Source organism: Sorangium sp. So ce836, from assembly GCF_028553905.1.
Taxonomy (GTDB): domain Bacteria; phylum Myxococcota_A; class Polyangia; order Polyangiales; family Polyangiaceae; genus Sorangium; species Sorangium cellulosum_D.
The window spans coordinates 8,580,567-8,595,443 of the sequence record NZ_CP102233.1 but is presented as its reverse complement, the minus strand read 5'-3'; the positions used below and the strand labels follow the sequence as shown (position 1 = coordinate 8,595,443).

4 protein-coding genes and 1 CRISPR repeat array (1 of these 5 cut by a window edge) are annotated in these 14,877 nt (G+C 69.7%); of the genes, 3 read left to right on the top strand and 1 reads right to left on the bottom strand.

The genetic code is table 11. The annotated features are described in order from the left end of the window. A CRISPR array of direct repeats spans window positions 1-3,618; the repeat unit is 36 nt; unit sequence GCTTCAATGGGGCCGCCGCCTTTCAGCGGCGGAGAG (it extends 315 nt beyond the left edge of the window). 1,085 nt (window positions 3,619-4,703) lie between these two features. After that, entirely contained in the window at window positions 4,704-5,645 is a 942-nt protein-coding gene (locus NQZ70_RS31010; RefSeq protein WP_129577446.1) for a hypothetical protein, read from the top strand. A gap of 101 nt (window positions 5,646-5,746) precedes the next feature. On the opposite strand, the gene NQZ70_RS31005 is transcribed toward NQZ70_RS31010, so the two are convergent. Continuing rightward, complete coding sequence (locus tag NQZ70_RS31005; protein WP_129577445.1) at window positions 5,747-6,397, bottom strand: response regulator transcription factor; 651 nt, start codon at window positions 6,395-6,397, stop codon at window positions 5,747-5,749. An 855-nt stretch (window positions 6,398-7,252) separates the two neighbouring features. On the opposite strand from NQZ70_RS31005, the gene NQZ70_RS31000 reads away from it, so the two are divergent. After that, complete coding sequence (locus NQZ70_RS31000) at window positions 7,253-13,039, top strand: AAA family ATPase (RefSeq protein ID WP_129577444.1); 5,787 nt, start codon at window positions 7,253-7,255, stop codon at window positions 13,037-13,039. A gap of 110 nt (window positions 13,040-13,149) precedes the next feature. Next, window positions 13,150-14,871 carry an ATP-binding protein gene (locus NQZ70_RS30995; RefSeq protein WP_129577443.1) on the top strand — a complete coding sequence of 574 codons (1,722 nt, stop codon included), beginning with the start codon at window positions 13,150-13,152 and terminating at the stop codon, window positions 14,869-14,871. Window positions 14,872-14,877: the final 6 nt, after the last annotated feature.

The window sequence follows — 14,877 nt, the reverse complement described above, 5'->3', positions numbered from 1 at the left end:
CGGCGGAGAGTCGCCAGGAATGTTCCGAAGGGGACCGGCCACGGCGTGCTTCAATGGGGCCGCCGCCTTTCAGCGGCGGAGCGCATCGCGAGAGCCTACGAGTCGCTCTTCGACGAGGTGCTTCAATGGGGCCGCCGCCTTTCAGCGGCGGAGAGGGATGAGCTTCTCGACGCCCGACAGGGAGTCGAGGCCGCTTCAATGGGGCCGCCGCCTTTCAGCGGCGGAGAGCCCACGGGCGCGCGCGAAGCGGCCGAGGGGTACGACGCGCTTCAATGGGGCCGCCGCCTTTCAGCGGCGGAGAGAGCTCCCGCCGCTGGCGCTCGAATTCCGAGCTGATGAGCTTCAATGGGGCCGCCGCCTTTCAGCGGCGGAGAGGTTCGCGAAATACGGCCCGATGGCGCTCGACATGTACCTGCTTCAATGGGGCCGCCGCCTTTCAGCGGCGGAGAGAGAGACCTGGCCTGAGATCGCGCGGCGCACGGGCACGCTTCAATGGGGCCGCCGCCTTTCAGCGGCGGAGAGCGATGAGGGTGACTCCCGCGGTTGCGCGGCGCTGGCTGCTTCAATGGGGCCGCCGCCTTTCAGCGGCGGAGAGCATTGAGGACGTGGGCAGGAATGTGGCAGGAAGAATCGGCTTCAATGGGGCCGCCGCCTTTCAGCGGCGGAGAGCTGCTGCGGCCAGGAAGTTGGGCAGGTTCGCGTCGAGTTGCTTCAATGGGGCCGCCGCCTTTCAGCGGCGGAGAGCGCCAATGGCCGTCAACTACGATCCGAAGATCTTCTAGCTTCAATGGGGCCGCCGCCTTTCAGCGGCGGAGAGAAGGACTTCAACGCGGTCGCTCCGCTCGATCACACAGCTTCAATGGGGCCGCCGCCTTTCAGCGGCGGAGAGGCGACCTACATGGGCAAGGCCGAGTTCTTCCTGCTCGTGCTTCAATGGGGCCGCCGCCTTTCAGCGGCGGAGAGGACGCTGGAGGTCAACCCGTTCTGCGTGTCGAACGAGCTTCAATGGGGCCGCCGCCTTTCAGCGGCGGAGAGAGATCGACACGCTGAAGAAGATCAAGGTCGAACTCGAGCTTCAATGGGGCCGCCGCCTTTCAGCGGCGGAGAGGATGAAGGGTCGATAGAGGGATTCTTCGACTTCGTGAAGCTTCAATGGGGCCGCCGCCTTTCAGCGGCGGAGAGACGAGGGCCAGGGGAAGAAGCCCTCGCCGAAGTTCAAGTTGCTTCAATGGGGCCGCCGCCTTTCAGCGGCGGAGAGCACGGCTATCCGGAGAGCCGACACCAGATCGACGACTCGCTTCAATGGGGCCGCCGCCTTTCAGCGGCGGAGAGAATCGGGGGCGCAGCCGAGCGCTTGCGCCACGACTGGCTTCAATGGGGCCGCCGCCTTTCAGCGGCGGAGAGGCGGGGCAGCGTACGCGCGAGGATGTCTTCCGGATGTGTGGGCTTCAATGGGGCCGCCGCCTTTCAGCGGCGGAGAGGTGCCCGACTCCTCTGCCGCGACACGTTCCTCGACCCGGCTTCAATGGGGCCGCCGCCTTTCAGCGGCGGAGAGCATGCGCTGGTAGCGCTCGATCCCGAGGCGCGTGGCGCTTCAATGGGGCCGCCGCCTTTCAGCGGCGGAGAGTTCACCGTCGTTGACCAGAGCCCTTGCCGCAGGTGCGAGCTTCAATGGGGCCGCCGCCTTTCAGCGGCGGAGAGGGGAGGAGGAGTTGCCATGAGAGACGCTATTCCTGAGCTGCTTCAATGGGGCCGCCGCCTTTCAGCGGCGGAGAGATCCCTCGACTACCGCACGGATCTACGTGCATCCCAAGCGTGCTTCAATGGGGCCGCCGCCTTTCAGCGGCGGAGAGGCCTGCGATGCGCCTGCAACCGGGCGCTACTGCTACACGCAGCTTCAATGGGGCCGCCGCCTTTCAGCGGCGGAGAGGCGCAGGCGCGATAGCCCAGGCAAGCGCGACACGTAGCTTCAATGGGGCCGCCGCCTTTCAGCGGCGGAGAGGCCCGTGATCATCGCGAACGACGCGGGCGCACTGATCCGGCTTCAATGGGGCCGCCGCCTTTCAGCGGCGGAGAGGATGCTGGGCATCAACACGCAGTTTTCAAAGGCCCAAGAGCTTCAATGGGGCCGCCGCCTTTCAGCGGCGGAGAGTAAGCGCAGTCCGCGAGGCCTGTCGGTCTTCGCGCGGCTTCAATGGGGCCGCCGCCTTTCAGCGGCGGAGAGCGCTGGCGGAGCGCGGACGATTGATATGCAGACCCGGGCTTCAATGGGGCCGCCGCCTTTCAGCGGCGGAGAGCCACCGTCCAGATTGACCGCGCACGACTAACCGGTAGCTTCAATGGGGCCGCCGCCTTTCAGCGGCGGAGAGTACGTCCAGTCCCCGTCGGTGGGACGGGAAGTCACGCTTCAATGGGGCCGCCGCCTTTCAGCGGCGGAGAGCAGGGTGGAACGCATGTCATTTATCGGAAACGCTCGGCTTCAATGGGGCCGCCGCCTTTCAGCGGCGGAGAGATCCGCGAAGTGCTGGGGCGACGCACGGCCGGAACGCTTCAATGGGGCCGCCGCCTTTCAGCGGCGGAGAGAGCGTCGCTAAGCCCGCCGCTCGCGTGCGTCTGTAGCAGGCTTCAATGGGGCCGCCGCCTTTCAGCGGCGGAGAGCAGGGAGGGGCGGCGGTCCTCAACATGCGGATCGCGGTGCTTCAATGGGGCCGCCGCCTTTCAGCGGCGGAGAGCAGCTCGAGATCGCGCAGGCCATCGTGTCGAACATCCAGCTTCAATGGGGCCGCCGCCTTTCAGCGGCGGAGAGATCGCGCGGCTCTGGGCGTTCGTGCGGAACAGCACGCAGCTTCAATGGGGCCGCCGCCTTTCAGCGGCGGAGAGGGCTCGACGAGGTGCGCCCCGTCTCGAGCAGCTCCTCGCTTCAATGGGGCCGCCGCCTTTCAGCGGCGGAGAGACGGCCCGTTGAACGCAGGCCCCGCGACGTCCCCCGGCGGCTTCAATGGGGCCGCCGCCTTTCAGCGGCGGAGAGATGATCGCTCCGTTGGTGCAGACCTGCCTCCAGTCGTAGCTTCAATGGGGCCGCCGCCTTTCAGCGGCGGAGAGTGCGTTTCGCTCCGAGCAAGAGCACGCGCTAGTCACTCTGCTTCAATGGGGCCGCCGCCTTTCAGCGGCGGAGAGTCCGCGAACGACCCGTAGACCTTGCGAGGCACGTAGACGGGCTTCAATGGGGCCGCCGCCTTTCAGCGGCGGAGAGGTCCGCACCGATTCCGGAGCGGTTCAAGGCGTTCGGGCCGCTTCAATGGGGCCGCCGCCTTTCAGCGGCGGAGAGCGGAAGATGTGCGGCCGATTGATGTCTCCTGGCATCGCTTCAATGGGGCCGCCGCCTTTCAGCGGCGGAGAGGTCGTGGAGCCCTGCCTACGCGGTGCGCGTGTACGCGCTTCAATGGGGCCGCCGCCTTTCAGCGGCGGAGAGCATTTCCAGGTAACGCGCGACCGTCGCCCGATCCTCGCTTCAATGGGGCCGCCGCCTTTCAGCGGCGGAGAGGGCCCGGAGACCTGGCGGCACGAGGCCTTCCCGGGCTAGCTTCAATGGGGCCGCCGCCTTTCAGCGGCGGAGAGAGGCCTCCCAGGCCTACCTGAAATTTCGCGCACTTACAACCCGGTTTGCGAGAGGTCCCCGCCGCCCCCCTCGCACCGGCCGTCCGGGGGCGCCCCGCGCGCCCCCGGTCATCCAAAAATCCATCGTCTTTTCAAACACCTGCCGGCCTTGCGAGCGCCCCCCGGCTTTTTCGCATCACTCCACCGCTCGCAGCCGATGCTCCCGCCCTCTTCATACCACGCCCCCTCCTCGCCTCGCCCAGCCCTTCCGTTCTCCCCGGCCGCTTTGCCGCTCTCTGCCCCACCTCCCCCGCTCGCCTCCCCGCCTCCTGCGCTGCCGCCCCCGTCTCGCAGCGCTCGTCCCCCGCCTCGCTCCACCTCGTCCCCGCCTCGTTCCACCTCGTCCCCCATCTCGCCGGACTCATCCCCCGGCTCGTCCGAGTCACCCCCCGCTTCGCCCAGCTCATCCCCCGCGGGGCGCTCGCTTTCCGAGCCGGGGGCGGTCCCCGCCGCCCCGGGGGATCCGCCGCCGTCCCCCGGCGACCCGCCGCCCGTGCCGGGGTCTCCGCGCCACGACGGCCGGCGCTCTTCCCCAGGACCCCGGCGCGACCTCCCGGAGCGCGGTCCTCCGCCCGCCGCGCGCGGGGCTCCCTCGGGCGCGCCGGATCCCGGCGGCTGCGCCGGCGCACCGGCCTGCCACCCGCCGCCACACCGACCTGCCACCCGCCGGCTCAGCGGCTCCCGGGACCGAACCGCGCCGCGGGGGTCGGTCCGGCGGCGGGACCGCACGAGACCGCGAGCAGCGCGAGCGTGAGGGGCGAGAGCCGCGGAGCGACCATGCAGCGAGAGCCTCCTGCTCCACGTCTATCAGGCCTCCCGGCCCGCTCGCCAGGTGGGGCGCGCTATCACGGGCGTGAGGCGCAGCGCGCAGGGATGATGAGGGGGCCGCCGCCGCTCGCTGCCTGGCTCCTCGACGCGCTGCCTGTGAGGCGCGAAGCGGTCACCCGCCATGGCGCCGCCACCCGCCCGACGGCACACCTCCCCCCGGAATCCCTCGCATTCAGCCACCTGAGTCCCTGGTATGCGATCTGCCATGGGCGCCGCGCATGGGAGATGCCGACATCACGCTGCGCCACCTCGCCCGACGGCGGCCCGAGGACTTGGTGTGCGCTCTCGTCCCCGAGAATCGCCCCATCGAGGTCCTCGGATGGGTCGACAGCCAGGTCACCAACATCGAGCGCCGCCTCGACAAGGCCCTGCGCCTCCGGGTCTCGGGCGAGCCGCGGGTGTTGCACGTCGAGTTCTGCTTCGCGCTCCGCGACGACGTGCCAGATCGCATCTTCGAATACCTCGGCTTTCTCTTCGCCGCGCTCCGCCTCGAATCCCCTGGCGCGCCGGTGCCGCCCATCGAGAGCGTCGCCGTGGTCCTGTCGGGCCGCAGGCGGCGCTTGCCTGCTACCGGGAAGAGCCGCATCGCGTGGCCGGGGCGGCCGTTCAGCGGCGCGCGCTTCCGTATCGACGCCGTCTACCAGCGCACGGTCTCCGAGCTGCGAGCGCGCGGCAGCGTGCTCTGGCTGGTATTTGCGCCGCTTGCACGTAACGCGACCGAGGCGGCGCTGCGGGAGGTGGTCGCGGAGATCCACGCGGGGGCGAAAGGCGCGGAGGAGCGGGCCGAGCTTTATACGGCGCTCCTGGTGATGGCGACCATCGATCCCTGGGGGCATAATCTGCTGAAGGAGCTCATCATCATGGTGGAGGACAAGGAAGAGGGGCTGCTCCGGCGCACGCCGATCATCGGGGAGATGATCATCGAGGCCGAGCAACGCGGAGAGCAACGGGGAGAGGAGCGCGGGGAGCAGAAGGCGATCGCGGAGCTGCTCGGTCGTCTCTTCGCGCGGCGGATCGGGCGACGACCGACGGCCGAGGAAGAGCGCTCGATCGTGGAGCGAGCCCGCGCGATCGGTCCGGGCGAGGTCGAGGATGCCTTGCTCGATCTCGAGGGCGAGGCGCTGGTTCGCTGGCTCGCGGAGCCGATGCGCCCATCGTGAGCCCCCGCCGGGGCACAGACCCCGGCTGCGCCGGTCGTCGAGGCCGCTGCGCCGGTCGTCGAGGCCGCTGCGCCGGCCGTCGGAGGCGCGGCGCGCGGGCGCTACTCGCTCCTGAGCCAGCCCTGCTGAAGGGCGTAGCGCACCGTGTCCGCGCGGCTCGTGAGGCCGAGCTTCTCCATCGCCCGGACCTTGTAGGTCTCGACCGTGCGCGCGCTCAGGTCGAGGCGGGCCGCGATCTCCTTGATGGCGTGCCCCTCGGCGATGAGCCGGATCACCTCGGCCTCGCGCTCGCTCAGCTCCGAGGCCGAGCCGTGGTCGCCGAAGGTGCGGCCGACGACGCTCGACACGACGTGGGCCGTCATGGACGGGTCGAGGTACACGCCCCCGGCGGCGACGGCGTGGATCGCCCGGACCAGCTCCGCGCTCCGCGCGCCCTTGAGCACGTACCCCGACGCCCCGGCCTTCAGGAGCGGCTGGACGTTGGCCTTGTCCTCGTAGCCCGTCAGGGCCACCACCTGGACCTCCGGGCGCGCCTGCTTGATCCGCTCGGTCGCCTGCGCGCCGCCGAGCTTGGGCATGGTGACGTCCATCAGGACGATGTCCGGCCCGAGCTCCGTGACGGCCTCGACCGCGCTGAGCCCGTCCGCCGCCTCGCCGACGACCGTCATGTCCGGTTGCGCGTTGATCAACGCCTTCAGCCCGTCGCGCACGATCGGGTGATCGTCGACCACGAAGACGCCGAGCTTCGTCATGCCGCTGTCTCCATCAAGATCGGGGGTGGCCGGTCCTCCAGTCGCTCGAGCCGCCGGGGCGGCTCGTGGGGGGCGTGAGGGGGGCGCGTCGGTGTCGGTGGCCACGGAGTCAGACCCTAGCACGGGCTCGCCGAAGGCCTGAGGGGACGGTCCGAATTTTCCCGAGACGCACGGCGCTCCGGGGCCCGTTGGCAGCCGGCGCGCCACGCTGGGACGTGCGTCGAGCCGGCGCGCGAGGGGCGGGGAGGGTAGGAAAAATGAACAATTCTGATGGGTTACCGCCTTCATGGGGCGGTCTCCGGGCGGACGCGACCACGATGCGTTGCCGCGTTCCGCCGGTGCCGCGTTGGGACCACCACGGGCGGCGCTGCGCCCGCGCCGCCGGTCCAGCTCCAGGTGGATTCGCCGTCTGGTCGACCCTCCCGCGGCGCAGCCGTTCCCCGAACAGAACCTCGGCGTGTGGCAGCACGACGGCCAGAACGGCTGGCAGCGTCTACTGGGCACGTGATGGAGCCCTCCGATTCTGCTCGCGCAACTCTTCGCGCCGCGCCCGCGGCGATGCGGGCTGCACGCGTCGACGATCGCGCAATCTAGCGAAATCCTTGGACCCGCAGGGCTTTCCACATGGATTGAAAGCGAGGGGATCGACGCGAAAAGAAAAATGGCGCGTGCGATCGACCTCATTCACGATAACGCGTGACAAGCGCCATCGTATCGTCGAGAATCGAACGACGAGTACGTTAGGGGGGAGGTCCTGCACATGGGGCCTCCAAACGGGAGGGTGGACATGTGCATATCGCGAGCGGCCGAGGCCAAGAGCAACGCGCCTGTGATGCCCAGAGCAGCGCGCCTGTGATGCTGAAAGTTCCCTGCGGCGAGCCGGCGATCCCGCGCGCGCTCGCGAAGCCAGTCCTCGTGCCGGAGCCCTGGTGCGACACCTCGCTGGCGTGCGTGCTCGACCAGGGCCCGCTGCCGGTCGGGGTCGCGCTGCGCCTGGGCGCCGCGCTTGCGCGCAGCCTGGGCGAGGTGCACCGGCGCGGCCTGCTGCACCGCGATATCAAGCCGCACAACGTGCTGGTCGACGCCGAGCGGACGCGCACCTGCCTGCTCGACTTCGGGCTCGCGACCAGGGGGACGCCCAAGCTCGCCGCGCAGATGCCGCTGGAGGCGGTCTCCGGGACGCTGGCGTACATGGCGCCCGAGCAGACGGGCCGGATGAACCGAGCGCCGGACGCCCGGGCAGACCTGTATGCGCTGGGCGCCACGCTGTACCAGATGCTGACCGGCGCGCTGCCCTTCGACGCGACCGACACGCTCGAGCTGATCCACGCGCACATCGCCCAGACGCCCGTGCCCCCCCACGAGCGCGCGCCCGAGCGAGACATCCCCGAGGCCGCGAGCGCGATCGTGCTCAAGCTGCTGGCCAAGAGCCCCGAGGATCGCTACCAGACGGCGAGCGGCGCGGTCTGGGATCTGGAGCGGGCGGCGCGGGCCTGGGTCGAGACCGGAACAGTGGCGCCGTTTCCGCTGGCGAAGCGCGACTGGGACGATCGGGTCCGAGCGCCCTCGCGCCTGTTTGGCCGGGAGCGCGAGAGCGCCGCGCTCGCGGCGCTGTGCGACCAGGCGTGCGGCGGCGCGACGGTGCTGGCGCTGGTGACGGGGCCGTCGGGTGTGGGCAAGTCGGCGCTGGTGCAGGCGCTGCAGGGCCAGGTGCGCGCGCAGCGGGGGATCTTCGCCGCCGGCAAGTTCGACCAGCTGCAGCGCAGCACACCGTACGCAGCGCTGGCGCAGGCGCTGCGATCGGTGGTGCGGCGGCGGCTGGCGGATCCGGCCGAGGTGCTGGACCGATGGAGGCAGGCCTTTCAGGAGGCCGCGGGGCCGAACGGGCAGATCCTCGTCGAGCTCATGCCCGAGCTTGCGCACATCCTGGGCGATCCGAAGCCGCTGGTCGAGCTGGGGCCGATGGAGGCCAAGCGCCGCTTCCAGACGACGGTGCTGCGCTTCGTGCGGACGCTGGCCACGGCCGAGCACCCGCTTTTGCTGTTCATCGATGACCTGCAGTGGGCGGATGCGGCGTCGCTGGCGCTCCTGGGCGAGTTGCTGAAGGAGCCTGCGGGCCAGCACCTGCTGGTGGTGGGCGCCTACCGGGACGAGGCGGTGAGCCCAGAGCACCCGTTGAACGCGCTGCTTTCGAGCTCCACGGCGCCGGGCGCCGTGACCGGACGGATCGCGCTTTCGCCGCTGGGCGCGGAGGCGGTCGCGGCGATGGTGGCGGACATGCTCGATCGGCCCAAGGCCGAGGTGGAGGCGCTGTCGCGGCTGATCAAGGAGAAGACCGACGGCAGCCCGTTCTTCGTCGGGCAGTTCCTGCAGCTCTTGCACGAGCGCAAGCTGCTTGTGCGCGATGCGGAGACGGGGCGGTGGCAATGGCAGCGAGAGGCGATCGAGCGGGCGGGGATCACCGACAACGTCGTCGCGCTGCTGACCCGAAGGCTGCAGCGGCTGTCGCCCGAGCTGCAACGCGCGCTGCAGACGGCGGCGTGCGTCGGCGACCGGTTCGACGCGGAGCTCTTGGCGCACCTGCTCGGGCAGCAGGCAGAGGCGACCAGCGCCCTCCTGGCGGAGGCGGTGCGCGAGGGCCTCTTGGTGCGCGAGGGCGAGCAGGTGGAGGAGGGGTACGCCTTCGTGCACGACCGGGTGCAGCAGGCCGCGTACGAGGCGCTTACGGCCGAGGAGCGGCTGTCGCTGCACCTCGGGATCGGCCGAGCGCTGCGGGCCCGCTACGGCGTCGCGTGCGCCGACGGGGAGCTCTTCGCGACGCTCTACCACCGCAACCGGGCCACGGAGCGGCTGACCGAGGCCGAGGAAAGGCGTGATCTTTCGGAGCAGAACCTGCGCGCCGGGCAGCGGGCCAACGCCAGCGCGGCCTACGCGCAGGCTGTGGCGTTCCTCGGGACGGCCGCGTCGCTGCTGGGCGAGGAGGGGTGGACCGAGGCCCCGGAGACGACCTTCGAGGTGCACCTGGTCATGGCCGAGGCGCACTGGCTCGCGGCGCAGGTCGACGAAGCGGAGCGGCTCTTTCTGCGCTGCCTCGAGCGAGCGCAGGACCCGCTCGAGCGCGCGCGCGTGGCCAGCGTCTTGATCGTGTTTCTTCATGTCACCGGCCGCTTCGCGCAGGGTATCGAGCTCGGCCTCTCGGCGCTGGCGTGGCTCGGGCGCCCGCTGCCAAGGACCCCGGAGGAGCAGCAGGCGCTGTTCGACGCGCTCATCACCGAGATCGAGCCCACCCTGCAGCAGATGACCGTCGAGGACTGGAAGGCGCTGCCGATGAGCACCGACCGCGCCCACGCGCTGCGGTGCAGGATCCTGGAGGTGCTGGGGCCCTGCGCCGCCTTCTGGATGCCCTCGCTGAGCCGGTGCTGCTGGCCGATGCTCGTGCTGGAGACGCTGCGGTACGGGCTGACGAAGAGCTCGTTCGCGGGCTGCGTGTGCACGGCCTTGCTCCTGGCATACCTCCTGGGGAAGCTGCCTTTGGGGCGCCGGCTGAACGAGCCCATGCTGGCGCTCGTCGATCAGTACGACGTCGCGCGCGCCGCCGCGCGCTTCAACTCCACGGTGGCCGCCATGTACTGGACGCCGCCTCCGAAGATGAGGGAGCTGTACGCGCGCGCGGCGCGCACCGCCGCCGAGGAGCGCGACCCTGTCGCCGAGGCATTCAGCGAGATCCACGGGGCGATGTTCCAGCTGATCGCCGGAGATGACCTCGATCGCGTCACGCGCGACCTCGACCGCATGGCCTACCGCGACCCGATGGCCGTGGACTTCCGGAACATCATTGCCCGCTCGGTCGCCGCGCTCTCGCAGGCTCCGACCGCGCACGCCGTCGAGCAGACGCTCGCGGAGATCGCGCGACCCGCGCGAGACGCGAAAACGATGGCGCTCCTGACCGCCACGATGGCCATGGCGGGGTGGACCGGGGTCCATTTCGGCGCTGACGCGTGGGCGGTCGAGGCGGTCCTCGCCGTCGAGTCGGAGTGGCAGGTCTCGTGGGGCACTCCCATGCTCATCGCCCTGACGTTCGCGCTCTGTGTCGCCGGAGCGCATGCCCTCCCCACCGCCACCGTCGAGCGGCGCGCGCTGCTCGAGGATCGGCTGGCCTTTCACGGCGCGCGCCTCGCCCTCTGGGCCCAGGGCTGCCCCGAGAGCTTCGAGGCCGTGCGCCTGCTGATGGAGGCGGGCCGCGCTCGCGCCCGGGAAGAGCACGAGGAGGCCGGGCGGCTGTACGACCAGGCCATCGAGCAGGCCCGCGACCATGATCTGGTCAACACGGAGGCGCTCGGCTTGCGCTTGGCCGGCGAGCACCGCCTCGCCCGCGGGCACCGAGCCCTGGCCCGCGCCTATCTCTCGGCCGCGCACGACGCCTACCTGCGCTGGGGGGCACGCGCGGCCGCCGCGCGGCTCGCCCAGCGGTACCCGGACAGCATCGCGGCCTCGGGCCGCCCGGCGCTCGCGGCGGACGAGCCGCCGGATGGAGCGCCCGTGCCGACGAGCACGACCATCACCGACCGCACGCTCCACGCGTACCTGGACATCGCCCCCGCGCTGCGCGCCGCGCAGGCGCTCTCCGGCGAGCGCAACCTCGGCTCGCTCGTCGGCCACATGCTCCGCCTGCTCGCCGAGCACTCCGGCGCCGAGCGCGCCGTGCTCGCCCTCGTGCAGGGCGGCGAGCTCGTCATCGCCGCGCTGCTCACCGTCAATCCTCAGCAGGTCGAGCTGGCGCTCAACGAGCCCGTCGCCGGCTCGACGCGGCTGCCGGCGACGCTCGTGCAGTACGTCGCGCGCGGCAAGGAGCCGGTGGTGCTCGGGCAGGCGGCGTGCGACAGCCGCTTCGACGAGGATCCCTACCTGCTCGCCCACCGGCCCAGTTCGGTGCTGGCCGTGCCGCTGATGCACCAGGGCCGCCTCTCCGGAGTGATGTACCTGGAGCACCCGCACGTGCAGGACGCCTTCCCCCGAGCACGCGTCGAGCTGGTGACGCTGCTCGGGGCGCTGGCGGCCACGGCGGTGGAGAACGCCACGTTCTACGCCGAGCTGTCCGCGTACAGCGAGCGGCTGGCGCGCGAGGTGGCGCAGAGGACCACCGAGCTGGAAGCCGCGAAGGAGGCGGCCGACCGCGCCAGCCGCGCCAAGAGCGAGTTCCTGTCGAGCATGAGCCACGAGCTGCGCACGCCGCTCAACAGCGTCCTCGGCTATGCGCAGCTGCTCGGCCGGCTGCCCGACCTGCCCGCCAAAGCCGCCGACTCTGCCCGCATCATCCACACCGCCGGCACGCACCTGCTCAGCCTCATCAATGACGTGCTCGATCTGGCCAAGATCGAGGCCGGCAAGCTGGACCTCCACCCGACCGCGGCCGACCTGCCCACGCTCCTCCGGACCGTGGCCAATCTCTGCCGGGTGCGCGCCGTGGAGAAGGGTCTCTCGTTCGCTTACGAGCGTGTCGGTCCCGAGCGGCTGGGGGTGCGCGCCGACGAGAAGCGTCTGATGCAGGTGCTGCTCAACCTGCTGGGCAATGCTATCAAGTTCACCGAGCACGGCGGGGTGACGTTGCGCGTCGAGGTGCTGGAGCCGCCGGAGGACCAATGGCGCACGGTGCGCTTCCAGATCAAGGACACCGGCCCCGGCATCGCCCCCGAGCACCTCGGGCGCATCTTTGAGGCCTTCGAGCAGGTCGGCGACGAGAAGCGGCACGCCGAGGGCACCGGGCTCGGGCTGACGATCACGAAGAAGCTCATCGAGCGGCTGGGCGGCAGCATCGAGGTCGATAGCCAGCTCGGCCAAGGCACGGTCTTCACGGCGACGCTCCGGCTGCTCGAGGCGACCGCGGCCCAGGGGAGCGCGGGGCTGTCGTGGGAGGCGATCATTGGGTACGAGGGCGAGCGCCGCACGATCCTCGTGGTGGACGACAACGCCGAGAACCGTGCGCTGCTGCGCGACTTGCTCCAGCCGCTCGGCTTCGAGCTGCTGGAGGCCGACAGCGGCGAGCGGGCGCTTGCGCTGGCCCTCGACCGAACGCCGGACGTCATCTTGATGGACATGGCCATGCCGGGCATGGACGGGTACGAGGCGACACGGCGCTTGCGGCAAAGGCCCGAGCTCGCCAGAACCGCGATCATCGCCTCGTCCGCCAGCATCTCGGAGGCCGATCGGCACAAGAGCCTCAGCGCGGGATGCGACGACTTTCTGCCCAAGCCGGTGCAGGCCGGCGCCCTTCTGGAGCTGCTCCGAGGCACGCTCCAGCTCGAGTGGCGGCGCCGAGCGGGGCAGGGCGCGGCCGTGACCATGCCCCTCATGGCCGATGCGGAGCTCTGCACGCTCACCCTCCCACCGGCCCACGAGCTGGCGCGGCTCGTCGAGCTGGCCGACAGAGGGTTCGTCTCCCAGGTGCTGAACGAGCTCGATCGGCTCGAGGAGGCCGACCCGCAGCTCGGAGCGTGGATCGGGCAGGTGCGCGCGGTGGCGCGAAGCTTCCAGATCAAGCGGCTCCGCGGTCTGCTAAAGGCGCAGCTCCGATACATCACGGCAGCTCCCCTGATCGCGCAGCCCGACCAACAGCAATGGCGAGCGCGCCCAGGCGAAACCTAGTGGGTGGATGTGTGAAAAGGTTGTCGCGACCGGTTCACGCTGGCGCTACTTTGCCATCGTCTCCGATGAACAGAACCTCAGACCCTGGTGTCCCGTCGTATACCATCCTGATGGTCGACGATGTGCCGGAAAGCATGGCCGCGACAGCCGCTCAACTTGAAGAGCGAGGCTTTCGGGTGGCAATCGCTCAAGATGGTGAAGATGCGTTGGAGCGGGCCGAGCTTCTTTCTCCTGATTTGATCCTGCTCGATGTGTTGATGCCGGGGATGGACGGCTTCGAGACGTGCCGGCGCCTGAAAGCGTCTGAAAGCACCAAAGGCATCCCGGTGGTCTTCATGACCGCTCTGGGAGAGACGGCCCAAAAGGTGGCCGGGTTTGAAGCCGGCGGCGTCGATTACGTCATCAAGCCGTTGGAGATCGACGAGGTTTTGGCGCGAATCAAGACACACCTGGCCTTGTCCGCGATGCGCGCGGAGCTCGAGGCGCAGAACGTGCAGTTGCGGCAGGAAATCGAGAAGTGCAAGCGATTGGAGGCCGAGCTGCGATGTGCCCACGATATGCTGGAGCGGAGAGTGGCGGAGCGCACGTCCGAGCTCGCCGCGGCCAATGATCTCCTGAAACAGGAGATCGGCGAGCGTAAGCGGGCCGAGGAGACCTTGCGCGAAAGCCAAGGCCTGCTGCAGGCCATCGTCGACAATTCGACGGCCATGGTCTACGTCAAGGACCTGCAGGGCCGATACCTGCTGAGCAACCGCCGTTTCAGGCAGCTGTGCCACGCGACCGTGGAGTCGATCGTCGGCAGGACCGACCGCGAGCTCTTCCCCCCAGAGCAGGCCGAGAACTTCCGCTCGTTTGACAGGCGGGTGCTGGAGGCCCAGGAGCCCCTGGAGGCCGAGGAGGTGGTGCCGCAGGACGACGGGATGCACACCTATATCTCGGTCAAGTGCCCCCTGTTCGACGCGGAAGGCAAGCCCTATGCTGTGTGCGCTATCTCCACGGACATCACCGAACGCAAGCGGGCGGAGGAAGAGCGGGAGAGGCTGTTGGCCAGCGAGCAGGCGGCGCGTTCCAAGGCCGAGCTCGCCGACCGACTGAAGGACGAGTTCCTCTGCACGCTCAGCCATGAGCTGCGAACGCCGTTGACTTCTATCCTCGGCTGGGCGCATATTCTCCTCCGTACGGCCAAGTCGGACGCAGCCACGGTGGAGCGCGGCCTCAGGGTTATCGAGCGCAACGGCATGGCCGAGCTGGGGCTCGTCGAGGCGCTGCTCGACGTCTCCGCTATCCTCTGCGGCAAGGTGGACCTGAAGCGGCAGTCGGTCAGCCTGGCCGAGGTCATCCAGGCGGTCCTCGACACTGTAACTCCAGCCGCGGAAGCGAAGGGCGTCTGCATTTCGCTGTCGCTCAGCTCAAAGACCAGCAGGGTCTGGGGTGATCGCGGCCGCCTGGAGCAGATCGTGAATAATTTGCTGAGCAACGCCATCAATTTTACGCCCTCTGGCGGGCGCGTGGATGTGTCGCTAGAGGAGGTGGGAGCGATGTCTCAGCTCCGTATCAGCGATACGGGCGAGGGGATAAGCGCAGATTTTCTTCCCCATGTGTTCGAGAGGTTTCGCCAGGCAAACAGCTCGACCACGCGCTGGCGCCGCGGACTTGGCCTCGGGCTCTCAATCGTGCGGGATTTGGTGATAATGCACGGCGGAGAGGTTCGCGCCGAGAGCGCCGGTGAGGGTCGGGGCGCGGTGTTCATCGTCGACTTGCCTCTGATGCCGGTGGTCGAGGAGACCGCTGCTCCGCGTTCGATCGATGCAGGGGAAGCGCGCTCGGTCTAGCGCGGG

What these genes read in the sequence shown, in the direction of transcription:
- NQZ70_RS31010 (WP_129577446.1), top strand. Translation starts at nt 4,704, where the DNA reads ATGGGAGATGCCGACATCACGCTGCGCCACCTCGCCCGACGGCGGCCC.
- NQZ70_RS31005 (WP_129577445.1), bottom strand. Translation starts at nt 6,397, where the DNA reads ATGACGAAGCTCGGCGTCTTCGTGGTCGACGATCACCCGATCGTGCGC.
- NQZ70_RS30995 (WP_129577443.1), top strand. Translation starts at nt 13,150, where the DNA reads ATGGTCGACGATGTGCCGGAAAGCATGGCCGCGACAGCCGCTCAACTT.
- NQZ70_RS31000 (WP_129577444.1), top strand. Translation starts at nt 7,253, where the DNA reads ATGCTGAAAGTTCCCTGCGGCGAGCCGGCGATCCCGCGCGCGCTCGCG.